Source organism: Microvirga sp. HBU67558, from assembly GCF_018069605.1.
GTDB classification, from domain to species: domain Bacteria; phylum Pseudomonadota; class Alphaproteobacteria; order Rhizobiales; family Beijerinckiaceae; genus Microvirga; species Microvirga terrae.
Genome location: NZ_JAGPUP010000550.1, coordinates 26,448 through 51,896 on the forward strand (window position 1 = coordinate 26,448; position 25,449 = coordinate 51,896).

The 25,449-nt window shown below is 65.5% G+C and carries 26 protein-coding genes; 8 read left to right on the forward strand and 18 right to left on the reverse strand.

The window, feature by feature from the left end:
- Positions 1-53: 53 nt before the first annotated feature.
- The 6 genes from KBI52_RS24025 (at position 54) to KBI52_RS24050 (ending at position 6,791) form a co-directional block, all read left to right on the forward strand.
- On the forward strand, positions 54-1,316 hold the full coding sequence (locus KBI52_RS24025; RefSeq protein ID WP_210811991.1) for a GTP cyclohydrolase II: 1,263 nt from the start codon (positions 54-56) through the stop codon (positions 1,314-1,316).
- Positions 1,317-1,417: 101 nt separating this feature from the next.
- Positions 1,418-2,671: a URC4/urg3 family protein gene (locus KBI52_RS24030; protein WP_210811992.1), complete on the forward strand. Its 1,254-nt coding sequence runs from the start codon at positions 1,418-1,420 to the stop codon at positions 2,669-2,671.
- A gap of 36 nt (positions 2,672-2,707) precedes the next feature.
- Positions 2,708-3,337: a uracil phosphoribosyltransferase gene (gene upp / locus KBI52_RS24035; RefSeq protein ID WP_173948443.1), complete on the forward strand. Its 630-nt coding sequence runs from the start codon at positions 2,708-2,710 to the stop codon at positions 3,335-3,337.
- A 16-nt stretch (positions 3,338-3,353) separates the two neighbouring features.
- Positions 3,354-4,256, forward strand: coding sequence for a 2-dehydro-3-deoxygalactonokinase (locus tag KBI52_RS24040; protein WP_210811993.1), 903 nt, complete (start codon positions 3,354-3,356; stop codon positions 4,254-4,256).
- A 238-nt stretch (positions 4,257-4,494) separates the two neighbouring features.
- The gene (locus tag KBI52_RS24045; protein WP_210811994.1) at positions 4,495-5,877 is read left to right on the forward strand and encodes a M17 family metallopeptidase; all 1,383 of its coding nucleotides are present in this window, start codon (positions 4,495-4,497) and stop codon (positions 5,875-5,877) included.
- A gap of 62 nt (positions 5,878-5,939) precedes the next feature.
- On the forward strand, positions 5,940-6,791 hold the full coding sequence (locus tag KBI52_RS24050) for a C40 family peptidase (RefSeq protein WP_173948446.1): 852 nt from the start codon (positions 5,940-5,942) through the stop codon (positions 6,789-6,791).
- A gap of 127 nt (positions 6,792-6,918) precedes the next feature.
- Here the strand turns inward: KBI52_RS24050 and KBI52_RS24055 are convergent, their stop codons facing one another.
- The 10 genes from KBI52_RS24055 to KBI52_RS24100 all read right to left on the reverse strand — a co-directional run bounded on the left by KBI52_RS24055 (position 6,919) and on the right by KBI52_RS24100 (position 16,318).
- Positions 6,919-7,860, reverse strand: coding sequence for a glyoxylate/hydroxypyruvate reductase A (locus KBI52_RS24055; RefSeq protein WP_210811995.1), 942 nt, complete (start codon positions 7,858-7,860; stop codon positions 6,919-6,921).
- Complete coding sequence (deoA, locus tag KBI52_RS24060) at positions 7,857-9,179, reverse strand: thymidine phosphorylase (RefSeq protein WP_173948448.1); 1,323 nt, start codon at positions 9,177-9,179, stop codon at positions 7,857-7,859. The genes KBI52_RS24055 and deoA overlap by 4 nt, the downstream gene beginning before the upstream one ends.
- 1 nt (position 9,180) lies before the next feature.
- Positions 9,181-9,942, reverse strand: coding sequence for a deoxyribose-phosphate aldolase (gene deoC / locus KBI52_RS24065; RefSeq protein WP_210811996.1), 762 nt, complete (start codon positions 9,940-9,942; stop codon positions 9,181-9,183).
- Entirely contained in the window at positions 9,935-10,756 is an 822-nt protein-coding gene (locus tag KBI52_RS24070; RefSeq protein ID WP_173948450.1) for a purine-nucleoside phosphorylase, read from the reverse strand. The genes deoC and KBI52_RS24070 overlap by 8 nt, the downstream gene beginning before the upstream one ends.
- Before the next feature lie 59 nt (positions 10,757-10,815).
- Positions 10,816-11,220, reverse strand: coding sequence for a cytidine deaminase (gene cdd / locus KBI52_RS24075; RefSeq protein WP_173948451.1), 405 nt, complete (start codon positions 11,218-11,220; stop codon positions 10,816-10,818).
- A gap of 2 nt (positions 11,221-11,222) precedes the next feature.
- Positions 11,223-12,128: an ABC transporter permease gene (locus KBI52_RS24080; protein ID WP_173948452.1), complete on the reverse strand. Its 906-nt coding sequence runs from the start codon at positions 12,126-12,128 to the stop codon at positions 11,223-11,225.
- Positions 12,129-12,131: 3 nt separating this feature from the next.
- Positions 12,132-13,235 carry an ABC transporter permease gene (locus KBI52_RS24085; RefSeq protein WP_173948453.1) on the reverse strand — a complete coding sequence of 368 codons (1,104 nt, stop codon included), beginning with the start codon at positions 13,233-13,235 and terminating at the stop codon, positions 12,132-12,134.
- Positions 13,232-13,666, reverse strand: coding sequence for a VOC family protein (locus KBI52_RS24090; protein ID WP_173948454.1), 435 nt, complete (start codon positions 13,664-13,666; stop codon positions 13,232-13,234). Before KBI52_RS24090 ends, KBI52_RS24085 begins: the two co-directional genes overlap by 4 nt.
- Complete coding sequence (locus tag KBI52_RS24095) at positions 13,666-15,189, reverse strand: ABC transporter ATP-binding protein (RefSeq protein WP_210811997.1); 1,524 nt, start codon at positions 15,187-15,189, stop codon at positions 13,666-13,668. The genes KBI52_RS24090 and KBI52_RS24095 overlap by 1 nt, the downstream gene beginning before the upstream one ends.
- Before the next feature lie 124 nt (positions 15,190-15,313).
- On the reverse strand, positions 15,314-16,318 hold the full coding sequence (locus KBI52_RS24100; protein ID WP_210811998.1) for a BMP family protein: 1,005 nt from the start codon (positions 16,316-16,318) through the stop codon (positions 15,314-15,316).
- A 152-nt stretch (positions 16,319-16,470) separates the two neighbouring features.
- Between KBI52_RS24100 and KBI52_RS24105 the strand changes: the two genes are divergently transcribed.
- Positions 16,471-17,259, forward strand: a complete 789-nt coding sequence (locus KBI52_RS24105) for a molybdopterin-synthase adenylyltransferase MoeB (RefSeq protein ID WP_210811999.1) — start codon at positions 16,471-16,473, stop codon at positions 17,257-17,259.
- A gap of 22 nt (positions 17,260-17,281) precedes the next feature.
- On the opposite strand, the gene pheT is transcribed toward KBI52_RS24105, so the two are convergent.
- From pheT to KBI52_RS24135, 6 genes are all read right to left on the reverse strand, one after another.
- Entirely contained in the window at positions 17,282-19,693 is a 2,412-nt protein-coding gene (gene pheT, locus KBI52_RS24110; protein ID WP_173948458.1) for a phenylalanine--tRNA ligase subunit beta, read from the reverse strand.
- Positions 19,694-19,706: 13 nt separating this feature from the next.
- Positions 19,707-20,789 carry a phenylalanine--tRNA ligase subunit alpha gene (gene pheS / locus KBI52_RS24115; RefSeq protein WP_173948459.1) on the reverse strand — a complete coding sequence of 361 codons (1,083 nt, stop codon included), beginning with the start codon at positions 20,787-20,789 and terminating at the stop codon, positions 19,707-19,709.
- A gap of 293 nt (positions 20,790-21,082) precedes the next feature.
- A complete protein-coding gene (gene rplT, locus KBI52_RS24120; RefSeq protein ID WP_009494554.1) occupies positions 21,083-21,451 on the reverse strand; it encodes a 50S ribosomal protein L20 in 369 nt (122 codons plus the stop codon).
- Positions 21,452-21,494: 43 nt separating this feature from the next.
- The gene (rpmI, locus tag KBI52_RS24125; protein ID WP_109598789.1) at positions 21,495-21,695 is read right to left on the reverse strand and encodes a 50S ribosomal protein L35; all 201 of its coding nucleotides are present in this window, start codon (positions 21,693-21,695) and stop codon (positions 21,495-21,497) included.
- Positions 21,696-21,895: 200 nt separating this feature from the next.
- Positions 21,896-22,417, reverse strand: coding sequence for a translation initiation factor IF-3 (gene infC, locus KBI52_RS24130; RefSeq protein ID WP_009494552.1), 522 nt, complete (start codon positions 22,415-22,417; stop codon positions 21,896-21,898).
- 136 nt (positions 22,418-22,553) lie between these two features.
- Positions 22,554-23,768, reverse strand: coding sequence for a glycosyltransferase family 4 protein (locus tag KBI52_RS24135; RefSeq protein WP_173948460.1), 1,215 nt, complete (start codon positions 23,766-23,768; stop codon positions 22,554-22,556).
- A 100-nt stretch (positions 23,769-23,868) separates the two neighbouring features.
- On the opposite strand from KBI52_RS24135, the gene KBI52_RS24140 reads away from it, so the two are divergent.
- On the forward strand, positions 23,869-24,624 hold the full coding sequence (locus tag KBI52_RS24140; protein WP_173948461.1) for a carboxylesterase: 756 nt from the start codon (positions 23,869-23,871) through the stop codon (positions 24,622-24,624).
- 21 nt (positions 24,625-24,645) lie between these two features.
- On the opposite strand, the gene KBI52_RS24145 is transcribed toward KBI52_RS24140, so the two are convergent.
- Positions 24,646-24,912 (reverse strand): DUF1150 domain-containing protein, encoded by a 267-nt coding sequence (locus KBI52_RS24145; RefSeq protein ID WP_173948462.1) that lies wholly within the window; start codon positions 24,910-24,912, stop codon positions 24,646-24,648.
- Between the two features lie 25 nt (positions 24,913-24,937).
- A complete protein-coding gene (locus KBI52_RS24150) occupies positions 24,938-25,372 on the reverse strand; it encodes an Hsp20 family protein (RefSeq protein WP_009763496.1) in 435 nt (144 codons plus the stop codon).
- Positions 25,373-25,449 lie beyond the last annotated feature (77 nt).

Consider the following 25,449-nt stretch of genomic DNA (forward strand, 5'->3'; position numbering starts at 1 on the left):
CTCTCCGACGATCGGTCGAGGGAGTCTTCCCGTTTTTGCGTGGAAGATCGTTCATGACCTCGCCTAACCGCTCGACCCATATCCGGCTCACCTCCCATCCCGAGCCGAATGCCGGCACCATCAAGCATCCGATCAAGTGGGGAGCGAAGGATCCCCAGGAGCGCGGCCCGATCATCGGGACCGTGACCAATCCGGCCGACCGCAACGTGATCGGCGCCCACGGCGGCTCCTACTCCCTCTACCGGGCGCTCGCCATCTCGGCACGGGCGCTCAACCCCTTGGCACGGCCCGATCTTCACAACACCCATCCGACCGCCGAGATCGGTCCGCATCCGCAGTGGTTCGAGCCGGGCAGGATCGTGTCCCTCGATCCCTGGGGCCATCTGGTCGGCGAAGTCTACAAGGACGAGATCGCCGGCGGTCTCGACATCCGCCCGAGCATCGCAGTCACCAAAGCGCGCCTCAACATGCCCGAGATCCTCGGCGCCATGGGGGCGAAGCGCTTGAAGGCCGACGGCGGCTTCCTGCACGAATCCGGCGACATCTCGGTCACGAAGATCGCGGTCGATCCGGTCTGGTACCTGCCCGGCATCGCCCAGCGCTTCGGCTGCTCCGAGGGCGAGTTGCGCCGTACCCTGTTCGAGCAGACCGGCGGCATGTTCCCGGAGCTCGTCACCCGGCCCGACATGAGCGTATTCCTGCCGCCGATCGGCAACACCACGGTCTACGTGGTCGGCGACGTGTCGCGCCTGAGCGACCCGAAGACCCGCATCGCCTGCCGGGTCCACGACGAATGCAACGGCTCGGACGTGTTCGGCTCCGACATCTGCACCTGCCGCCCCTACCTCGTGCACGGCATCGAGGAATGCGTGCGGGAAGCCCAGGAGGGTGGCGTCGGCGTGATCGCCTATAATCGCAAGGAAGGCCGGGCGCTCGGAGAAGTCACCAAGTTCCTCGTGTACAATGCCCGCAAGCGGCAGGAAGGCGGCGACCAGGCCACCACCTATTTCGAACGCACCGAATGCGTGGCAGGCGTGCAGGACGCGCGCTTCCAGCAGCTGATGCCTGACGTTCTGCAATGGCTCGGCATCCGGCGCATCGACAGGCTCATGTCCATGTCGAACATGAAGTACGACGCCATCACCGGATCGGGCATCGAGGTGGTCGAGCGCGTGCCGATCCCGGCCGAGCTGGTGCCCCCGGATGCACAGGTGGAACTGGAGGCCAAGAAGGCTGCCGGCTACTACACGCCCGATGGCGCGCCGGATGCGTCGGAACTCGAGCGCGTGAAGGGCCGCGATCTGGAGCGGTTCTGACGCTCGCATCTTAACCTTCTCGTCAAACGGTCGCGCGCCGGGATGCTGCGCGGCCACGAGACTATGCTATCGCTCCCGACCCGAGAGCACCGGAGCCCCGCGTGACGGACCAGACTGACCTGTCTTCAGAGACCAAAGCCGCCCGAAGCCTCTTGACCGCGGCAGCGGTGCGCGAACGCTCGCACCAGCTCCTGCAAGCGGGACTTGAAGGCCGTCTCGATCATTTCACGGTCGATCTCGGCCGGCTCGAGCCCTGCGCCGAGGAGGTCGTGACGACGATCCGCGAGGCCTATCCGTCCCTCGACATTCCCTTCCATGCCCGTTGGCGCCACTTCGCCGCCGGCGGCCATGAGCGGTGGGATGCGGTGATGCACGGCGCCCCCTGGGAAACCGCTGCCGACATGGCCCGCTCGGCCTTCGATCTCGCCATCGTGTCCGTCCTGCTCGATGCGGGCGCGGGCGCGCAATGGCGCTACGAGGAGGGCCGCACGGGCGAGACGTATATCCGGTCCGAAGGTCTGGCGGTGGCGAGCTTCGACATGTTCGTGAGCGGCGCCTTTTCCAGCAGGCCGGAAGACCCGTTCCGCGTGGACGCGGATGTCCTGATGACCCTCACGCCCGAGGACTTGGCATCCGGCTTCCAGGTCTCAGACGACAATCCGCTCGTGGGTCTCGAGGGCCGCGCCGCTCTGCTCAACCGCCTGGGCCGCGTCGTCGCGACGAACCCGGACATCTTCGGCCAGGTCGACGATCCGAGGCCAGGCGGGCTGTTCGATGTCATCGCGGCAACCTCCGAGGACGACGAGATCAAGGCGACATCCATTCTCGAGGCGCTGCTCACCCACCTTGGTGCCATATGGCCGGGCCGCATCACCCTGGGCGGGGTTGACCTCGGCGATACCTGGCGCCATCCCCTGGTGGAAGCGTCGGATGTCACGAAGGGATTGATCCCCTTCCACAAATTGTCCCAGTGGCTGTCCTATTCGCTGATCGAGCCGCTCGAATGGGCCGGGTTCACCGTCATCGATGTTGATGGCCTCACAGGCCTGCCCGAATACCGCAACGGTGGCCTTTTTCTCGACACGGGCGTGATCGCCCTCAAAGACCCGGCCGACGCCGCCCGCGCTCACGCGGTGGATTCCCGGCTTGTGGTGGAATGGCGGGCCTTGACCGTGGCTCTTCTCGACCGCATTGCCGAACCAATCCGGGCGAAACTAGGATTCGCGGCAGGCGACTTTCCCCTGGCCAAGGTGCTGGAAGGCGGCACCTGGGCGACGGGGCGAAGACTGGCGAAGGAGAGGTGCGGCGACGGCTCGCCCCCTCTCAGCGTGATCAGTGACGGGACAGTGTTTTAGATGAATCAGCAGACGACGATCAAAGAGGGAAAAAGCATGCAGGGCGTCACGGTGGTCGATCATCCGCTGGTTCAGCACAAGCTGACCCTGATGCGGGACAGGGAGCGCTCGACGAAAGGCTTCCGCCAGCTCCTCAACGAAATCGGCATGCTGCTCTGCTACGAGGTCACCCGCGACCTGCCCATGGAGCGCATCCAGATCGAGACGCCGCTCACCACCATGGAAGGCGCGCAGATCGCCGGCAAGAAGCTCGTTTTCGCCCCCATCCTGCGCGCGGGCGTCGGCTTCCTCGACGGCATGCTCACACTGGTGCCCGCCGCCCGTGTGGCCCATATCGGCCTCTACCGGGATCCGGAATCCCTCCAGGCCGTGGAATACTACTTCAAGGCTCCCTCGGACCTTGCCGACCGCATGGTTCTGGTACTCGACCCGATGCTGGCAACGGCCAACTCCGCGGTGGCGGCCATCGACCGGCTGAAGGAGCGCGGCGCCAAGGACCTGCGCTTCGTCTGCCTGCTCGCGGCGCCCGAGGGCATCGAGAAGCTGCGCGGCGCGCATCCGGACGTAGATATCTGGACCGCGTCCATCGACGAGCGCCTCAACGACCACGGCTATATCGTGCCGGGCCTCGGCGATGCCGGCGACCGGATGTACGGAACGCGCTAATCAAGGATCATCCATCTTGCGCTTCATCGTCGCCGATTGGGGAACGACCCGCTTTCGTGGCTACTTGATCGAGGACGAAACCATTCTCGATCAGGTCTCGTCGAACGAGGGCGTCTCGGCCCTGCAAAAGGGCCAGCACCGCGACGTGTTCCTGCGTCAGTGCGGGCACTGGCTGAAGGCCGAGCCGGATGCGCCGGTGCTGCTCGTCGGCATGGTGGGAAGCCGCGAGGGCTGGGTCGAGGCGCCTTACGCCACCTGCCCGGCCGGCCCGGCCGAGATCGCCCGGGCGCTCGTGCCGGTGAATCTGGAGAACGGCCGGCAGGGCTACATCATTCCCGGCCTGTTCTGCGAGCCCGCCCCCGGCGCGGCCGACGTAATGCGCGGCGAGGAGACACTGGTTCTCGGCGCCGGCATCGAGAACGGATTGATCTGCTCGGCGGGCACCCATCCGAAATGGATCGAGATGAGGAACGGGCGCATCGAGCGCTTCGCCACCTACATGACCGGCGAGATGTACGCGCTCCTGCGCGAGCACTCCATGATCGGCCGGCCGGCCACCGAGCCGGAAGACCCGAAGGGCTTCGACCTCGGCATGGACGCCGCGGAGCGCAATAGCGGCGCGAACAGGGTCGGCCTGCTCCACCTCCTGTTCAGCGCCCGCGCCTCCGTGGTGTCGGGGCGGATGAACAGCAATCTTCTGGCGCCTTATCTCTCCGGTTTGCTGACCGGCGACGAGATCAACGGGGCGCTGGCGCAGTTCGGCCGCCCCGACTCCGTCACCATCCTGGCCGCGCCGGAGCGCGCCGAGCTCTACATCCAAGCCCTCAAGCGCCACGACATCGCGGCGGAGACGAAGGACACGCAGCAGGCCCTCATCGCCGGCTTGGCCCGGGTCGTCCGGCAGCACGCCCTGGGCTGACGTTTTCAATCGTCCTAGACAGGGATCCTCCCTCCCCTTGCGGCGGGATGAAGAGTTGAGCGCGAGGCTAGGGCGCGGTGCTTGAAGAACACCAGCGTTCGTCCACACCACGTCATCACCTAACCCGGCGTTCCTCTCCGCCGGAAGGATGGGTTGCATTCGATCCAGGGTGACACGGGCCGCTTCCGCCCTTAGAACCGGCCTCAACACTCGCTCATAACCGTCAAGGTCCAAGCCGATGCCCCATCCCCTCCTCGCCTCCGCGAACGACACGTCGAAGCCCATCTGGCTCGTCAACGAGCAGACCTGGCCGGAGATCGTCGGGCAGCTGCCGCCGATCGCGCAAGCCTTCGCGAAGGCGCAGGGCTTCGAGGGCAAGGCCGGGAGCCACTGCCTGCTCCCCGATACGGACGGTGGCCTCGCGGGCGTCGTCTTCGGCCTCAACGGCGCGGATTCCAGGCACAGCGATCCGTTTCTGGTCGGCAAGCTTCCGACCCTTCTGCCGGACGGCATCTACCGCTTCGAGACCGGCGCGCCGGATCCGACGCTCGCCACCCTCGCCTGGCTTCTGGGCAGCTACAGCTTCGACCGCTACCGCCGCCGCAGCGAGAAGTCCGTTCGCCTCGTGACGCCCGACGGCGTCGATGCCGAGGAGGTTTCGCATATCGCCCATGCGGTGGTCACGAGCCGCGACCTCGTCAACACGCCCACCAGCGATCTCGGCCCCGACGGCATCGAAGCCGCCGCACGTGAACTGGCCGAGCGGCATGGAGCCTCCTTCACCAGCATCGTCGGTGACGATCTGCTGGCGCAGAACTTTCCGATGATCCATGCGGTCGGACGCGCCTCCATCACGCCGCCGCGCCTGATCGATTTCACCTGGGGCAAGGCGGACGCGCCGCGCGTCACACTGGTGGGCAAGGGTGTGGCGTTTGATACCGGCGGTCTCGACATCAAGCCCGCCTCCTCGATGCTGCTCATGCGCAAGGACATGGGGGGCGCGGCCGCCACCCTCGCGCTCGCCTCGATGATCATGGATGCCGGACTGCCGGTGCGTCTGCGCGTCCTCATCCCGGCGGTCGAGAACTCCATCTCCAGCAATGCCTTCCGCCCCGGCGACATTCTGCCGAGCCGCAAGGGCATCACGGTCGAGATCGGCAACACCGATGCGGAAGGTCGGCTCATCCTGGCCGATGCGCTGGCACTGGCGGACGAGGAGAGCCCCGATCTCCTGGTCGATTTCGCCACGCTCACGGGCGCTGCCCGCGTGGCGCTCGGTCCCGAGCTGCCGCCCTTCTACACCGATGACGATGCACTGGCGGCCGACATCGCCCGCCACGGGACGGCGGTGAACGACCCCGTCTGGCGCATGCCGCTCTGGACGCCCTATCAGAGCCAGCTCGATTCCAAGTTCGCCGATATGAACAACACCGGTGGGCCCATGGGGGGCTCGATCACGGCGGCCCTGTTCCTGCGGCGCTTCGTGTCGTCGGCCAAGGCGCATGTGCATTTCGACATCTTCGCCTGGAACAATTCCACCAAGCCCGCCCGGCCCGAAGGCGGCGAGGTGCAGGCGGCGCGCGCGATGTATGCTCTCGTGAAGGAGCGCTATGGCGCCTGAGCCGATGGCGGAAATGCCGCGAACAGGGTAGAAGACGGGATGATCGTTCAGGAGCCGCCCCGATGAGTTTCGACCGCCGCATCACGCCCGTCCGCGCGGATCTGGCCGATGAGCGCCTGCGCGGACAGGTCGAGGCCGAGCGCTTCACCACCGGCACGGTCAAGCGTGTCGCCTCCGCGTTCTCGCCCCTGCACCGCCATCCCTCCCGCGAGGCGCCCGTCGACACGCAGGCGATCTTCGGGGAAAGCGCGACGGTCTACGACGAGCACGAGGGCTGGGCCTGGGTGCAGCTCCGGGACGATGGCTATGTGGGCTATCTGTCGAGCGAGGCTCTGAGCGAACCCGGACCGGAGCCGACCCACAGGGTCCGGGCGATCCGAACCTTCATCTATCCGGGCCCCAACCTGAAGCTGCCCTTTCAGGACTACCTAACGCTGAACTCCCAGGTGATCGTGACGGACACGCAGGGCGACTACGCGCGCCTCGCCACCGGCGGCTGGGTCTTTGCCGCGCATCTGAGCGGGCTCGATGCGTTCGAGGCCGATTACGTGAGCGTCGCCGAACGCTTCCTGCACACGCCCTATCTCTGGGGCGGCAAGACCAGCCTCGGCATCGACTGCTCGGGACTGGCGCAGACCGCGCTGACCGCCGCCGGGATCAAGGCGCCGCGCGACAGCGACATGCAGGAGCGCGCGCTCGGCACGCCTATCGAGGTGACGCCGAGCTTAAGTGGCCTCCAGCGCGGCGATCTCGTGTTCTGGAAAGGCCATGTGGGATTGATGATGGATGCCAGCAACTTCATCCACGCCACTGGCCACAGCATGACCGTCATGATCGAGCCGCTCGCCGTCGCCGAGGAGCGCATCCGTAAGACGAGCTACGGGCCGATCAGCTCGATCAAGCGGCTCGGCTGAACTCTCCGCAATTTCTCTCGTCATGGCCGGGCTTGTCCCGGCCATCCCGCTATTAAAAGGCGCGGCGCTTCAACCAATCGGGATCACCGGCACAAGGCCGGTGATGACATCGAAGCCGGGACCCTTCCTAATATCCCCGCGCCCGATCGACCACGTTCTCGAACACCTCCCCGGCCTCATGGCGGCGGATCTGCTGCGCGATGTAGCGAGCCGTCGCTTCCGGCTCGCTCGTCGCGGAGTTGTGCGGCGTGATCGTCACGCGAGAATGCGTCCAGAGCGGCGACGACTCCGGCAGGGGCTCCGTCTCGAACACGTCGAGGGTCGCCGCCATCAGCGTGCCGTCGTCAAGGCAGGAGAGGATGTCCGCCTCGACCTGCAGCTTGCCGCGCCCCGCATTGATCAGGATTGGCCCGCCGAGCTTGCCGTCCCGTGGGAGTTTCTCGAACAGGGAGCGTTTGAGGATGCCCTTCGTGTCCGGCGTGAGCGGCATGAGCGCGATGAGAATGTCGGTGCGGTTCAGGAACGGGGTCAGTCCCCCCTCGCCCGCATAGACATCGAAACCCTCCACGACTTTCGACGTGCGGCTCCAGCCCGCCACGTCGAAGCCCATCATCTTCAGCTTGCGGGCGGAATCCTGCCCCAGCACCCCGAACCCCATGATGCCGACTCGGACCTCGCCGGCGATCGGCGGCGCACGATCGGGATTCCAACGCTTCGCCTTCTGGTCCTCGTCGAAGCGGCGCTGCTCACGCAGATGCATGAGGCAGTGCAGCACCATGTACTCGCTCATGCGATGGGTGAGATCGTCCTGCGCCACGCGCACGATGGGCACATCGGGCAGATCGGGATAGCTCATCAGGTGATCGACCCCGGCGCCGAGTGAGAAGATCGCTTCGAGATTCGGCAGGTGGGACAGGCTCCCGGGCTTCGGACCCCAGGTCGTCACATAGCGGATGGCACTTCTGTCGAAATCCTCACCCAGCACGGCGATGGCCCTGTCCGGCAGGTGGCGCCTGAAGCGTTCGACCCAGGGCTGCGTTTCCCAGGTGACGGCGACGAGAAGGCTCATGCGGTCGCTCCGATCCGGTCGAGAATGGTCGGGCCGGGGCCAGCCTTGCCGGCATCGATCACATAGGCGGCGCGCACCGCCCGCGCGGCCGCCTCCGCCGCCTCTTCGGTGCGCGCATGCACGATGGCGAGCGGACGGTGGGCGTCGACCGTCTCGCCGATGGCCGCGAGTTCGGTGAGTCCTACGGCATGATCGATCGGATCCTGCGGCCGTGTACGCCCTCCGCCGAGGGCCACGACGGCGACGCCGATACCACGCGCGGCAACTTTCTGCACGACGCCAGCATGCTCGGCGTGGATGTCGCGAACGACCGGCGCAGCCTGCAGATGGGCCTTGTGCCTTTCCAGGAAGTCGCCAGGACCGCCGAGAGCGACCACCATGCGCTGGAACACTTCGGCCGCTTTCCCGGACGAGATCGCGCGTTCGATCCTGTCGCGCGCCTCCTCGATGGTGGCGGCAAGCTTGCCGAGCAGCAGCATCTCGGCGGACAGTTCCACGGTGACTTCGTGGAAGCGTTTCTCGCGACGCTGCCCGGTCAGATAGTCGACCGCATAGGCCATCTCGACCGCATTGCCGGCCGAGGAAGCCAGCGACTCGTTCATGTCGGTGAGAAGCGCGCTTGTGGGAAGACCCGCGCCGTTGGCCACGAGCACGAGGCTTTCGGCGAGCTTTCGCGCATCCTCGGCATTGTTCATGAAGGCGCCGGTGCCGAACTTCACGTCCATCACCAGACCCTGGAGGCCTGCGGCCAGCTTCTTGGACAGGATCGACGCCGTGATGAGGTCGATCGACTCGACCGTCGCCGTCACATCGCGGATGGCGTAGAGGCGCTTGTCGGCCGGCGCAAGATCGGCCGTCTGGCCGATGATGGCGCAGCCGACCTCACGCGTGACCCGCCGGAACGTGTCGATATCGGGCTGCGTGACATAGCCCGGAATGGAATCGAACTTGTCGAGGGTGCCGCCCGTGTGGCCGAGGCCGCGTCCGGAGATCATCGGCACATAGCCGCCGCAGGCCGCGACCGCAGGCCCGAGCGCGAGGCTGACCGTGTCGCCGACGCCGCCCGTCGAATGCTTGTCGAGAACCGGACCCGGCAGATCCCAGGTGAGCACCGTGCCCGAGTTCATCATCGCGCGCGTCAGGGCCACGCGCTCGGGCACGGACAGTCCCTGGAAGAAGATCGCCATCGCGAAGGATGCCGCCTGTCCTTCGGTGACACGGCCTGCCGTAAGGCCTTCGATGAAGTGCTCGATATGCTCAGGATCGAGCGTGCCGCCGTCGCGCTTGTGGCGGATAATTTCCTGCGGAAGAAGCGTCATGTCAGTAGGTTCCGATGGCCGCCGTGCCGGCCCGTCCCTCGATGGCGGCGATGAGCGCGTCATAGACGCTGCTCGCGCCGATGCGGAATGTCCGCGGCGTCGCCCAGCCCGGGCCCATGATGCGATCGGCCAGATCGAGATAGATGTTCGCGTCAGCAACCGTGCGGATGCCGCCGGAGGGCTTGAGCCCGACCGCCTTGCCCGACGCTTTGATCACGTTGAGCATGATCTCGGCGGCCTCCGGGGTCGCCGATACCGGCGTCTTGCCGGTCGACGTCTTGATGAAATCAGCGCCCGCGTCGATCGCGATGCGGCTTGCAGCCTCGATGAGGTGCGGATCCGTCAACTCGCCCGTCTCCAGGATGACCTTCAAAAGGCGCCCCTGATCGACGAGATCGCGCACCGCCTCCACCATCTCGGCCGCAACGGCGAGATCGCCTCGCCGCACGGCCTCGTAAGGCAGCACGAGATCGATCTCGTTGGCGCCGTCGGAGAGAGCCTCCTGCGTGTCGTCGGTGACGCGGCTCACATCCTCGCCGCCGGCGGGGAAATTCACCACCGTGGCGATGCGCACGGGTGATCCCCGCAGGTTCTCCTGTGCGCGCTTCACGAATTGCGGCCACACGCAGACGGCCGCTACCGGCCCGTGCGGATCGACCGCCTTCCTGCAGAGCGTATCGATGGCCTGATCGGTACAGGTCTCCGTCAGGTCGGTGAGATCGAGACTGCGCAGCGCGCGGGTTGCGATGGTCGCATCAGACATGGGGGAGCTCCGCAACGAAGGATCGGATGAGACGCTTGAACTTCTCTGACGCTTCCGCCGCCGTGTCCTTGGTTTCCTGATGCGAGGGCGAAGCACCTTCGATACCGGCGGCAAGGTTCGTGACGACCGAGATGGCCGCGACCTTCAGGCCGTAATAACGCGCGAGGATCACCTCCGGCACTGTCGACATGCCGACCAGATCGCCACCCAGGATCTGCACCATCCTGATTTCGGCCGGAGTCTCGAAGCTCGGGCCGGAGAGCCATGCATAGACGCCCTCGGGAAGGTCGGTGCCGCTCTTGCCTGCGGCGCGCTGCAGCACCCGGCGCAGGTCCGCGTCGTAGGCGTTGGTGAGCGAGACGAAGCGGCCCTCGGAGTGATCGCGCAGGAGCGGATTGCCGCCCGAGAGGTTCAGGTGATCGCTGATCGCCACGAGGCTTCCCGGACGAATATCGGCGCGCACCGATCCCGCCGCATTGGTGGCGACCAAGACCGGAATGCCGAGCTCCTTCACGAAGGCAACCGGAATGCGCATCGCCCCTGCATCGCCCGTCTCGTAATAGTGAGCGCGGCCCTGGAACAGGAGCACCCGCTTGCCTTCGAGGGAGCCGGTCACGAGCTTGCCGGCATGACCGGAAACGCCGCTTCCAGGAAAATGCGGAATCTCCGCGTATGGGAGGCTCACCGCATCGCTCAGCTCTTCGACGAGGGTTCCGAGCCCCGTGCCGAGCACGAAAGCCGCATCGAAATGGCCGTCGAAGCCGCGGGCGCGGACGAATTCGGCCGCTTCCTGAATCATCTGGTTCATCGTCATCGTTTCAGGCCTGAACCGCAGGCCATCCTTTCATCATCGCAAAAGGCTTCGGATCCAATCTAACGATCCGTCAAGTTGTCCGGCCCGAAGGAGAAGGGCAACAGCTCGTCGAGCGTGAAGCGCTTCCGGATACCCTCGGGGCCGGCAATGTGAATGGGCGTATCGGGCGTGGCGAACTCGCGGATGCGCTGGCGGCAGCCGCCGCACGGCGTGACGAGGTGCTCGCCCTCGCCCATCACGACGATCTCGGCGATGCGGCTCTCGCCGGCCGCGATCATGGCCGAGATGGCCCCGGCTTCCGCGCAGGAGCCGACCGGATAGGCCGCGTTCTCCACGTTGCATCCGATGAAGAGCTGACCACTGGGCGTGGCGATCGCAGCACCGACCTTGAAGCGCGAATAGGGTGCATAGGCCTTGGCCTGAATCGCCCTTGCAGCCTCGAACAGGGTGTCCAACGATGCCATGCTCAGCGCTCCTTCACATAGGGCACGCCGGCAGCCCGGGGCGGAATCGCCTTGCCGATGACGCCGGCGAGCAGGATGACGGTCATGAGGTAGGGAAGCGCCTGGATCGCCTGGACCGGAACCTCGCCGATGCCGGGCAGCGAGATTCCCTGCAGTCGTATCGCGATGGCATCGAGCAGCCCGAACAGGAAGCAGGCGCCGAGCGCCGGCCAAGCTCGCCATTTGGCGAAGATCAGGGCCGCGAGCGCAATGAAGCCCTTGCCAGCCGTCATGTTGGGCAGGAAGCCCGCCGATTGGCCGACCGAGAGATAGGTTCCGCCGATGCCGCAGAGAACGCCGCCGATGATGACAGCCGTGTAGCGCAGGCCCGTCACCGAGATGCCCGCCGTGTCGACTGCGGCCGGGTTCTCGCCCACGGCACGCAGGCGAAGACCGAAGCGGGTCCGCCCCAGCACGAACCAGGTGAGTGGCACGGCCAGCAGCACGATGTAGACGAGAGCCGAATGGCCGAAGATCGCATCGCCGAACCGCTGCACGCCCTCCAGGGGCGGGGTGCGCCCGCCTTGGGCGTACCAGGCGTTGCCCACGATGGCCGTCAGTCCCGCGGCCAGCATGTTGATGGCGACGCCGGAAACGATCTGGTTGCCGCGCTGGCTGATGGAGGCGAAGCCGTGGATGAGACCGAAAACCACCGATGCGCCGATCCCGGCCACAAGCCCGATCCAGGCCGATCCGAACGCATAGGCGGCCGCCGCCGCGGCAAAAGCCGCCACCAGCATCTTGCCCTCAAGACCGATATCCACCACGCCGGAGCGTTCGGACCAGAGCCCGGCCAGGCACGCGGCGAGAAGCGGGATCGAGAGCCGCAGGGCCGAGTCGAAGACCGTCACGAAGGAGCTGAGATCCATGGCTCAAGCCCTCGCCAGCTTCTGGCGCGTGAACAGATGCGCCACGATGCGTCGGAACAGTCCGTCGAGGGCACCGGCGAACAGGATGATGATGCCGCCGATCACCACCACCATGTCGCGGGTGATGGCCGGCTGCTCGAAGGCCAGTTCCGCGCCGCCCTGGTAGAGGATGCCGAAGAGGAGCGAGGCCAGGATGATGCCGACGGGATGAGCGCGTCCCATGAGCGCCACCGCGATGCCGACGAAGCCGTAGCCCGATGTGAATTCCAGGAGCAGGCGATGCTGATAGCCCATGAGTTCGTTGACCGCGAGGCCGCCGGCCAACGCACCGGAGATGATCATCGCGACGATGATGATGCGCGCGGGCGAGATGCCGGCATACACGGCCGCCGTCGGGTTCGATCCGACGACGCGGATCGCATAGCCCAGGCGCGAGCGGTAGATGAGGAGCCAGACGAAATAGGATGCCGCAAGCGCCAGAACCAGCGTGAGGTTGAGCTGCGAGGCCGGGATCTCGATGCCGAAAGCGGCGAAGACCTCGTGCATGAACGGAATATAGGACTGGTCGGGGAATGCGCGCGTTTCCGGGTTCATGGATTGCGGCTCGCGCAGCACGTTCACGAGCAGATAGACGATCAGTACGCTGGCCAGCCAGTTGAACATGATCGTCGTGATGACGATGTGGCTGCCGCGCTTTGCCTGGAGGTAGCCGGGAACGGCCGCCCAAGCTGCTCCGAAGGCTGCAGCGCCCAGAATGCCGAGCGGGATGAGCAGGAAGCCGGGCAGAAAGGTCAGGTTGTTGAGGACGAGCGCGATGCCGAGACCCGCGAGGGTCGCCTGCCCTTCGCCGCCGATGTTGAACAATCCGGCATGATAGGCCACCGCAACCGCCAGTCCGACGAAGATGAAGTCGGTCATGTAGAACAGGGTGAAGCCGAGCCCCTCCCCGGTCCCGAGGCTGCCTTGCAACAGGTAGCGGGTGGCGGAAAGCGGGTTCTCGCCGATGCCGAGCACGACAAGGCCGGCGACGAGAAAAGCCGCCACCACGGAAATGGCGGGTACGAGAACCGTATCGGCCCATCTGGGCAGGTCGAGTGGAGCGCTCACGTCTGACTATCCGGCAGGAACATGTGTCCCTGCTCATCGAGGGGAAAGAACGGGTTCCAGGCAATCTCCCAGAGATGTCCGTCGGGGTCCGTGACATAGCCCGAATAGCCGCCCCAGAAAACATCCTGCAGCGGCTTGAGCGGACGCGCGCCGGCCTTCACGGCACGTGCATAGACCTCGTCGGCCTCCTGCCTGGAGCGAGCGTTGTAGGCGAGCGAAATGGCAGCAAAGCCCGTGGGCGTGTCCTCGAGACCCGCATCCTTGGCCAAGTCCCCCCGGCCGAACAGGGCGAGCGCCAAACCGTTCGCCTGGAAAAAGGTGACGCTGGGCTGGCTGGCGGACGAGGCCGTCCAGCCCCAGGCCTCGTAGAACGCGCGGGATGCCGCGAGATCGGAGACGCCAAGAGTGACGAGGGTTAGACGCGGTTGCATCACGCCGCCTCGTCCGTCACGCCGGCCATGAGCAGGCCGAGTTCCTGCTCGTTCGTCTCGGAGGCCTTGCGCTCGCCGGTGATCCTGCCGCCGCACATGGTTAGGATACGGTCGGACAGGTTCATGATCTCGTCGAGTTCCACGGAGACGAGGAGGATGGCGACGCCCGCATCGCGCAGGCTGATGAGGCGGCGGTGGATGAACTCGATGGCTCCGATATCGACGCCACGGGTCGGCTGACCGACGAGAAGCACCTTGGGGCTGCGCTCGATCTCGCGCGCCAGCACGATCTTCTGCTGGTTGCCGCCGGAAAATTTCGAGGATTTCAGCCGTGGCGCTGGAGGGCGCACGTCGTACTGCTCCATCTTCTTCGCCAGGTCCGCGATCAAGCGGTCATGGTCGAGGATCGGTCCGCGGCCAAGGTGAGGCTCGTCGCTGAAGCCCAGGATGGCGCTCTCGAAGGCCGGAAAGGCCGGGACGAGCCCCATGCGCAGCCGATCCTCGGGCACGTGCAGGAGGCCGAGCTGACGCATGCGGTGCGGATTGTGCTCCGAGGCCGGAATGTCACGTCCCTCCAACCGGATCGAGCCGAGCGCGGAATGGCGCATGCCGGCGATCGCCTCCATCAGCTCGCTTTGTCCGTTGCCTGCAACACCCGCGATGCCGACGATCTCGCCCGCACGAACGGTGAAGGTCGCGTTTGCGACGCGCACAACGCCGCGGGAATCGACCACGGTGAGGTTGTCGATGTCGAGCAATGGCGCACCGGGCGTCTTGTCGGCCTTCTCGACACGCAGGAGCACGCGGCGACCGACCATCAACTCCGCCAGCTCCGGGGGCGAGGTGACGGCCGTCTCCACGCTCGCCACCATCTCGCCGCGCCGCATCACCGAGACCCGATCGGTGATTGCCATGATCTCGCGCAGCTTGTGCGTGATGAGGATGACGGTCTTGCCCTGCTCCTTGAGGGAGCGGAGCAGAACGAACAGGGCGTCGGCCTCGGCCGGCGTGAGCACGGCCGTGGGCTCATCAAGAATGAGGATGTCGGCACCGCGATAGAGCGCCTTCAAAATCTCCACGCGCTGCTGCAGGCCGACCGAGAGGTCGCCGACAATGGCATCCACATCGATCTCGAGGCCGTAATCCTTGGCGAGCCTGGAGAGTTCCGCACGCGCCTTGGCCTCGCCCGCGCGCAGCATGGCACCGCCCTCGGCGCCGAGCATCACGTTGTCGACGACGCTCAGCGGCTCGACCAGCATGAAATGCTGGTGGACCATGCCGATGCCGGCACAGATGGCATCGATGGGGGAGCGGATGGAAATGGGCTTGCCGTTGACGTGGATCGCGCCGGAATCCGCCTCGTAGAACCCGTACAGGATCGACATCAGAGTCGACTTGCCCGCGCCGTTCTCACCAACGATGCCGTGGATCGTGCCGCGCTCCACGCGCAGGTTCACGTCCCGGTTGGCGTGAACGGCGCCGAAGCTCTTGTTGATGGCAATGAGTTCAATGGCTGGGGACATCGGCCTCGAAGGGTCTGCCGGCAAGAAGAAAACAAGTGCCGGATCTTATCGGAAAAACAAAACCGGGTCGAAAAAAGATCCGGCCGCAGGTTCTTGCGAGCCTGCGGCCGAAACATGATTCACCTTACATCGGGCACTTGGAGTCCGACATGTAGTCGTGCACCTTGATGGCGCCGGACTTGATGTCGGCCGCGGCCTTGTCGGCGGCGGCCTTCATGTCGGCGGTAATCAGCGACTTGTTGTTGTCGTCGAGCGCCCACGCCACGCCATCCTCGGCGAGGCCCAGAACCGACACGCCAGCCTTGAAGGCGCCCTTCTTGGCCTGATCGAAGGCATTGTAGGTCGCCACGTCCACGCGCTTGACCATGGAGGTCAGGATCTTGCCCGGATGCAGGCCGTTCTGGTTCGAGTCGACACCGATGCCGAGCTTGCCCGCGTCGGCGGTGGCGCGCATCACGCCCACGCCGGTGCCGCCGGCCGCATGGTAGATCACGTCGGCGCCGCGATCGATCTGGCTCTTGGCAAGCTCGCCGCCTTTTACGGGATCGTTCCAGGCCGCACCCGTGGTCCCGGTCATGTTCTGGAACACCTCGCCGTCCTTCTTGGCGTATTTCACGCCCTGGACGTAGCCGCAGGCGAACTTGCGGATGAGCGGGATGTCCATGCCGCCCACGAAGCCGACTTTGCCCGACTTGGACGCCTGCGCGGCCAGGAGGCCAACCAGGAACGAGCCCTCATGCTCCTTGAACACGATGGACTGCACGTTGGGCTTCTCGACCACGGCATCGATGATGGCGAACTGGGTCTTCGGGAACTCCTCGGCGACCTTCTTCAGAGCGGTCTCCTGCGAAAAGCCGACGGCCACGATGGGCGAGAAGCCGTCACGGGCAAAGCGGCGCAGGGCCTGCTCGCGCTGGGCATCGTTCTGCGGCTCGAAATCGCGGTAATCGGTGCCTGTGTCCTTCTTGAACTTCTCGGCGCCCGTGTGAACGCCTTCGTTGAAGGATTTGTCGAACTTGCCGCCCAGATCGTAGACGACGGCGGGCTTGAAGGCCGCCTGCTGCGCGAAGGCAGCCGAGGCGGAAAAGGCGAGCCCCGCGAGCGCGAGGCCGAACTTGGTAACTGTCATCGGCTTTGTTCCCTGTTAGACGCCGGCTTGTTGCCGGTTGCCCCCTGACGATGGCACGGCAAGGGTCACAACGCCAAGGCCTCTGTCAAGGCGGCATGTTATTTCCTTCAAGGAATAGTTGATAGCTAAACCGATTCCCGTAAGGTCATGACATGGCTCTCTCATCGGACGAAATCGACCGCTACGCCCGCCACATCGTTCTGCGCGATGTGGGCGGGCCGGGCCAGCTCAGGCTCAAGGCCGCTCGCGTGCTCGTGATCGGCGCCGGCGGTCTGGGCGCTCCCCTGATCCAGTACCTCGCCGCAGCCGGCATCGGCACCATCGGTATCGTGGATGACGACACGGTGAGCCTGTCCAACCTGCAACGGCAGGTGATCCATGGCACGCCGGATCTCGGGCGCTCCAAGGTGGAAAGCGCGGCTGGGGCCATTGAACGACTCAACCCGCATGTGACCGTCGAGCCTCACGCCGTTCGGCTGACGGCGGAGAACGCGCGGAATTTGATCGGCCGCTACGATATCGTGGCCGACGGGTCGGACAATTTCGACACCCGCTACGCGGCGTCGGATGCCTGCTATTTCGAGAGAAAGCCCCTGGTGACGGCAGCGCTCGGGCAGTTCGACGGCTCGCTCACCACGATCCGGGCCCATGAGACCGGCCCGGGTGGAAAACCGAACCCCACCTACCGCTGCGTCTTCCCCTCCCCGCCACCCGCCGGGACGATCCCGACCTGCGCGGAAGCCGGCGTGCTCGGCGCCCTCGCAGGGGTCATGGGCAGCCTGATGGCCATGGAGGTGATCCGCGAGATCGTCGGCTTCGGCGACAGCCTCGTCGGGCGCCTGCTGATGGTCGATGCGCGCGCGATGCGGTTCGACACGGTCCACTACGGATGGGATGAGGCGAACCCGCTGAGCGGAACGGAACGCCCGGACAAGGCCTGAGCCGCGCCCGGGCAATCTCTCCTTACGAGCGCAGCACGGCGCCCGTCTTTTTCGATACCTCGCCGACGATCTTGGCCGACACGGCCTCGATCTCCACGTCGGTGAGCGTCTTCTCCGTCGGCTGCAGGGTAACGGCGATCGCGACGGACTTCTTGTCCGGATCGATCCCGGTGCCCTCGTAGATGTCGAACACGTCGACACCCACGATCAGCTGGCGCTCGGCTCCCTGGGCGGCCTTCACGATGTCGCCGGCGGCCACGTTGCGGCCGACCACGAAGGCGAAGTCGCGGGTGAGCGGCTGGAAGTCGGGCAGGCTGAGCTTCGGCTTCATCTTGGTCGGCTTGGCCTTGGGCGGCGGCAGCGCGTTGAGATTGAGCTCGAACCCGACCAGCGGGCCTTTCAGGTCCAGCGCCTTCAGGATCTTCGGGTGCACCTCGCCGAAGGCCCCGACCACGTTCTTCGGTCCGAACTGCAGCGTGGCGGAACGCCCCGGATGGAACCATGCCGGACCGCCCGCCACGATCTGGAGACCGCCGGCCGGGATTCCCAACGCGGCCAGCAGCGCCAGCACGTCGGCCTTGGCGTCGAAGGCATCGACGCTCTGCGCCCCGCCGTTCCAGTGACGGCCCACGCTCTCCGCCCGTGCCGTCCCGCGACGGACGGCTGCGGCCTTGATCGACTGGCCGTCGGGCTCGTCGGACGCGAAGGTCTGGCCGACCTCGAAGAGCGCCACGTCGCCGAGCCCGCGATCCGCATTGCGCTGTGCCGCCTTCAGGAGGCCCGGGAGCAGGCTCGGACGCATGTCGGAGAGCTCGGCCGCGATCGGGTTGGCGAGAGCCAGCCGGCTGTTGCCACCGCCGAACAGCTCCGCCTCGCTCTTGGCGATGAACGACCAGGTGACGGCCTCCACCAGCCCGCGCACGGCCAACGCACGGCGGGCAAGCCGCGTACGCTTCTGGATAAGGGTCAGGATCGGCTTCGCGACCGTATCCTCCAGGCGCGGGAGGGGCTTCGACTCGATCCGGTCGAGGCCGGCGATGCGGATGACCTCCTCGACGAGATCGGCCTTGCCCTCGACGTCCGGGCGCCAGGACGGCGCCAGGACGCTGACCCGCTCGCCCGAGCCCTGAACGGCGAAGCCGAGCTTTTTCAGGATCTGCTCGGACTCGCCGGGCTGAACGTCGAGACCCGACAGGCGCGGAACCTCGCTCCACGGGAAGTCGATGACGCGCTTGTCCTCAGGCACCTTTCCGGCCACCACGGCCTCGCTCGCTTCGCCGCCGCACAGGTCGATGACGAGCTTGGTGGCAAGGTCGAGGCCCGGCACCGTGAAGGCCGGGTCGACCCCGCGCTCGAAGCGGTAGCGCGCATCCGTGATGATGCCGAGCTTGCGACCGGTCTGCGCGATGTTGAGCGGATTCCAGAGCGCGGATTCGATCAGCACGTCAGTCGTATTCTCGTCGCAGCCCGAGTGCTCGCCGCCCATGATGCCGCCGATGGATTCGACGCCGTTCTCGTCAGCGATCACCACAATGCTCGGATCGAGCTTGTAGCTGCGGGTGTCGAGCGCCAGCACCTCCTCGCCGTCCCTGGCGCGACGGACAGTGAGGTTCCCCTTCACCTTTTTGGCGTCGAACACATGGAGCGGACGGCCCCGGTCGAAGGTCATGTAGTTGGTGATGTCCACCAGCGCGTTGATCGGGCGGAGGCCGATGGAGAGCAGGCGGCGCTGCATCCACTCCGGAGACGGACCGTTCTTCACGCCGCGCACGAGACGAAGCGCGAAGGCGGGGCAGAGGCTTTCGTCCTCGATCGTCACCGAAACCGGGCAGGTACCCCTGCCCTGGACAGGCGCAACGGCGTCCCCCTTGAGAGTGCCGAGCCCGGCCGCCGCAAGGTCACGGGCGATGCCGTGAATCGACGTGCAGTCGGGGCGATTCGGCGTGAGGTTGATCTCGATCACCGGATCGTCGAGGCCCGCATAGGCCGCGTAGGGCTGGCCGACCGGTGCATCCTCGGGCAGGTCGATGATGCCGTCGTGGTCGTCCGAGATCTCGAGCTCCGAGCCCGAGCACAGCATGCCGGCGCTCTCGACGCCCCGGATGGTACCGACGCCGAGTGTGATGTTCTTGCCCGGAATGTAGGTGCCGGGCGGCGCGAACACGCTCTTCATGCCGGTGCGGGCGTTCGGCGCGCCGCAGACCACCTGGATCGGGGCGCCCGCGCCAGTATCGACCATGCACACCCGCAGGCGATCGGCATTCGGGTGCTGCTCGGCGGAGATCACGTACGCCACCGTGTAGGGCGCCAGGGACTTCGCCTTGTCCTCGACCCCTTCGACCTCGAGGCCGATGCGGGTGAGAGTCTCGACGATCTCGTCGAGGGAGGCTGACGTCTCGAGATGATCCTTCAGCCAGGAGAGGGTGAATTTCATGGGTGCTCTCCGCTTAGGAAGTCAGGCCGCTGACAAGGCTCGGAATGTCGAGCGGGCGGAAGCCGTAATGGTTCAGCCAGCGCACATCGGCCTCGAAGAAGGGGCGCAGATCCGGCATGCCGTATTTGAGCATGGCGATGCGGTCGATGCCCATGCCCCAGGCGAAGCCCTGGTACTCGTCCGGATCAAGCCCGCAATTCCTCAGCACGTTCGGGTGGACCATGCCGCAGCCGAGGATCTCGAGCCAGTCCGTGCCCTCACCGAAGCGGATCTCGCCGCCTTTGCGCGAGCACTGGATGTCGACCTCGGCGGAGGGTTCCGTGAAGGGGAAGAAGGACGGACGGAAGCGCATCTTTACCTGCTCGACCTCGAAGAAGGCCTTGCAGAACTCCTCCAGGATCCACTTCATGTGCGCGATGTTGGCCTGCTTGTCGATGACGAGGCCTTCCACCTGGTGGAACATCGGCGTGTGGGTCTGGTCCGAATCGTGCCGATAGGTTCGACCGGGGATGATCACCCGGATCGGCGGCGTCTGCGAGGTCATGGTGCGGATCTGGACCGGCGAGGTGTGCGTGCGCAGCACCTTGCGCTCGCCCTTCTCGTCGGGAGCGAGGAAGAAGGTGTCGTGCATCTCGCGGGCCGGATGGCCCTCGGGGAAGTTCAGCGCCGTGAAGTTGAGATAATCGGTTTCGATATCCGGCCCCTCGGCCACGGAGAAGCCCATATCGGCGAAGATCGCCGTCAGTTCCTCGATCACCTGGCTGATCGGGTGGACGCGCCCGCGGGATTCGGGCGCTTCCGGGACGGGAAGCGTCACGTCGATGCGCTCGGCGGCCAGACGGGCTTCGAGTGCGGCCTCCGCCAGCGTCTCTTTCTTGGCTGAGATCGCGCCCTGCACCTTGTCGCGCAGGCCGTTGATGAGCGGTCCGCGCTCCTTGCGCTCCTCGGCCGTCATGGCGCCGAGGGTCTTCAGGAGTTCGGAGACGGAGCCCTTCTTGCCGAGCGCGGAGACGCGGACGGTTTCCAGGGCCGCTTCGTCGCCGGCGGCTTCGACCTGGGTCAGCAGGTCACGTTCGAGTTGATTGAGATCGGTCATCGGTCCCTTGCCAGATGCAAGCGCTTTGAGTGGAGCGCGGCGCGGGAACGGTCAAGTCTTCCGAGCCGCTAGAGCATCGGACCCAAAAGTGGATCTGCACTTCTGGGATCCATCCGATGCTCCCTTTTCGATGAGCACATCGTTGAAAGCGGAAAACCGGGTCCACTTTTCCGCACGATGTGCCGAGGGGTAACCGACAGCCCTCTGGCCGTCAGCGCGGATGGTCTCGGGAGAAGGGGGAGTAAGGCGGTGCGGCCGATCAAGCCAGCCGCACCGAAGCGAGTCTATCCGACTTAGGCGGCCTGCTGCGGCAGGGCGGCCTTGGCAGCGTCCACGTAAGCGGCGAAAGCCGCCGGCTCGTGGATGGCCATTTCGGACAGGACCTTGCGATCGACCTCGATCCCAGCCTTGCCGAGACCGTCGATAAATCGGGAATAGGTCAAGCCATGCGTGCGGACGGCAGCGTTGAGGCGCTGGATCCAGAGAGCACGGAAGGTGCGCTTCTTGTTGCGACGGTCGCGAGTGGCATATTGCATGCTCTTCTCGACCGCCTGCTTGGCGATGCGGATGGTGTTCTTGCGGCGGCCGTAGAAACCCTTGGCTGCCTTGAAAACCTTCTTGTGCTTGGCGTGGGCGGTAACGCCCCGTTTGACGCGGGCCATTTAAAAACTCCTTCAAAATCCGGGATGTGGGGGAAGAACCGCCTTAGCCGTTCGGCAGGAAGTACTTCTTCACGTTGTACGCGTCGCCCTCGAACATGGTCGTGGTGCCGCGCAGGTTGCGGATCTGCTTCTTGGTCCGCTTGATCATCCCGTGGCGCTTGCCGGCCTGGGCGTAAACGACCTTGCCGGTGCCAGTGATCTTGAAGCGCTTTTTCGCGCCAGACTTCGTCTTCAGCTTGGGCATTTGGCTCTCCTTTGGTCAGGCCGAAGGGGCGGCTTGAACCGCCCTGCAGGCCCAGTCTTGCTGCTTGAGCAAAACGAACCGCCACGGCAGCCCTAACAGCCGGGCGGTTCGATGAAGGGCGGCTTATGGCAGAAGCCCACCCAAAAAGCAATGGCCGCCGGCACTCCGGCAGCCATGAATTTCACTGTATCGGGAGCCCCTTAGCGCGGGGCCAGGACCATGACGACCTGGCGGCCTTCGAAGTTCGGCTCCATCTCGACCTTGGCGAGATCGCCCACATCGGCCTTCACCCGGTCCAGCACCTTCAGGCCGAGGGACTGGTGCGCCATCTCGCGGCCGCGGAAGCGCAGGGTGATCTTCACCTTGTTGCCTTCCTCGAAGAAGCCTTTCATGGCCTTCATCTTGACCTCGTAATCGTGGTCATCGATGCCGGGACGCAGCTTGATTTCCTTGACCTCAACCGTCTTCTGCTTCTTGCGCGCCTCGGCGGCCTTCTTCTGCTCGAGAAAGCGGAACTTGCCGTAATCGAGGATCTTGCAGACGGGAGGTGTGGCGTTCGGCGAGATCTCCACGAGATCGAGGCCGGCCTCTTCGGCCACCTTGAGGGCATCAAAGAAGGGAACGACGCCCCGGTTCTGCCCTGCATCGTCGATCAGCTGCACTTCGCGAACACCGCGAATGTCTCGGTTGGCGCGCGGTCCGTCCTTCTGCGGCACCGGCATGGCTCTCATTGGTCTGCGAATGGCTCGTATCTCCTGTTGAGGGCTAGGCCGAGGATCGGGGACCCTTGAGGGATCCCTGCTGGAATGCTCAGCCTTGCCACGAATGAATCGACATTTCGCGCAAATGCGCGGGAAGTCAACTTGTTCTATGGGTAAAACGGCCCGTCAGAAGGGCCGAATACACATCAAGGGTGCTCGAGACCATGCGTTCGAGCGAGAAATGACGCTCCACATGGGACCGAGCCCTGGCGCCCAGGGCGATCCTAGCACTGGCCCCCAGGCTCAGCGCCGCCCCGATGGACTCCGCGAGCGCATCGGGATCGCCGGCCGGAATCCGCCAGCCCGTCCGCTCGTGCGGCGGCACGGCCGGCGGGGACAGGACCGTCTCGGGCACGGCCCCCAGATCGGACACAACGACGGGCGTTCCCATGGCCTGCGCCTCCACGGCCGAGCGGCCGAAGGCCTCCGGCTCGGTCGAGGGTACAGTGACGACCGAAGCCGCCAGGAAGGCTGCTGGCATGTCGGTGCAATGCCCGACCCGGCGCACGACGCCTTTCAGCCCGCGAGCCTCGATCAGGCCGTCGAGGTCCTTCACGTACGAATCCCGCCCCTGCGGATCGCCCGCGAGAATATAGGCCACGTCTGTGAGGCCCCCATCACGGAGCCGAGCCGCCGCTTCGATCAGGACTTTCTGGCCCTTCCAGCCGGTCAGGCGGGCGGCGAGCAGCACCACGCGCTCGTGGGGGGAGACGTCCCAAGCCTTTCGCAGGGCTTCGATCCGCTCCGGCGCCACAGCCTGCGGGGAGAACACGGCGAAATCCGTCCCCCGGTGGATGACGCGGATCCGGTCTCCGGCCTGGGGGTAGACGGCCCGGATCAGTTCGCCCGTGTACTCGGAATTAGCGATGACCGCATCGCCCCGGGCCATGACGGAATTGTACAGGACCTTGACCGACGAACGTCCCGAATAGCTGCCGTGATAGGTCGTCACGAAGGGGATGTTGAGCGAGCGCGCAGCACCCAGCCCCACCCAGGCAGGCGCCCGGGACCGGGCATGCACGAGGGAAACCCGCTCGTTGTGGCAGATCCGGGCGAGCTTGCGCACGTTGAGGAGCATGGAGAACGGGTTCTTCGTCGCCGCCGGGAACGGAATCCAGACACCGCCCTTGGTCTGGAGCTCGCCGACCAGTCGCCCGCCCTCGGTGGCCACCAGGGCGCGGGCCCCGGCATGGACCAGGCCCTCGGCAATATCGACCGTGGTCCGCTCGGCTCCGCCGGCTTCCAATTCAGGCACGATCTGCAGGATGGTCCGGCCCTCCAGCGGATGCACATGAGACGATGGAAAAGCCATCCCTCCGCCAGGTCGCGTTGAAAAACTCACGGATGTAGAAGCCTTCTCAAAAGAATCGTCTAGAAACGGTTGCTTCAAAGCAGTTGAGGATGAGTTAACCATGCCGCAAAGCGTCACGGCTGGCCAGGATGCCCGCCCCATCGCCGTTCTGTTCCGGGAGGGCAAGGGTCCGCCCGTCGTCTGGCTCGGAGGCTTCAAGTCCGACATGCGCGCCACCAAGGCGACCGCCCTCGACGCGTGGGCGGAGGCGAACCACCGCGCGTTCCTGCGCTTGGATTATAGCGGACATGGCGAGTCGGGGGGAGCGTTCGAGGACGGGACCATCTCCCGCTGGCTCGAGGACGCCTTGACCGTGATCGAGCGGTTCGTGACGGAGCGCCCGGTCCTGGTCGGCTCCTCCATGGGCGGCTGGATCAGCCTTCTGATGACCCGTCACCTTATGGAAAAGCGGCCGGAGATCGCTCCTGCGGGGATCGTTCTCATCGCCCCGGCGGTCGACATGACCGAGCGGCTGATGTGGCAGCGATTTCCAGAGGCTCTCAGGAAGAGCGTTCGGGAAACCGGTGTCTACCACCGGCCCTCGGCCTATTCGGACGATCCCTACCCGATCACCTGGAGGCTGATCGAGGACGGACGCCGGCACCTGCTTCTCGGCGGGCCGATCCGGACCGGCTGCCCTGTTCACATCCTGCAGGGCATGGAGGATCCCGACGTGCCGTCGAGCCACGCGCTCGAGCTCGTCGAGCACCTGCTGGGAGACAGCGTGTCGCTGACCCTGATCAAGGACGGCGACCACCGGCTCTCCCGGCCGGAGGACATCGTGCGGCTGATCGCTGCGGTGGAAGGGATTGCCTGATGTCAGGGAAGGAGGTGAGCCTTAATGCAGGCTCACCGTCGTCAGGTCATGCGCCCAGGCATTGGCCACGGCGGCGTCGTGATTGTCGGTCAGCAGGATCGGTTCGCCGCTGGCCGACAGGAGGGCGAACAGCCGCATGCCGGGCTCGAGCTTGGGAGCCTGCGGGAACAGCCGCGCCACTTCGTCGGACTCGAGCGGCTTCACGTAAGCCATCTGCCCGACGCCCAGGGAGGCCAGTTCGGCAACTCCAAGGACCGGCTCGACATGGTGTTTGATATCGAAGTTCATGGACATCTCCTTGTTGCGGATGCCGTCACACCTTGTCCGACGCGATGATGTCGATCTTTCGGATGATCCGTTCCGGCTCAGGCCGGACAAGATCGATCGACAACAATCCGTTGGACAGGTCCGCTCCCATGACCTCCATGCCGTCGACGAGGAGGAAGGTGCGCTGGAACTGACGGGCGGCGATGCCGCGATGAAGGAAGTGCCTTGTCTTGTCATCGGACTGACGGCCCCGGATCACGAGCTGGTTCTCTTCCAAGGTCACCTCCAGCTGGTCCCGGGTGAAACCGGCGACGGCCAGGGTGATGCGGAGACGCTCGGGAGCGTGTTCCGTGCGCGCCAAGCGCTCGATGTTGTAGGGCGGATAGCCATCTCCCGCCGCCTTGGCGACACGGTCGAGGGCCTGCTCGATCTCATCGAAGCCTAGCAGGAACGGATGCCCAAAGGGCGACTGACGCGACATGTTCGAAGCCCAAGGTTAGAGGCACTTCGTTTGGTTTTGAGCCCGCTCATGCGGCACTCAAGTGGCTCCGGAAGGAG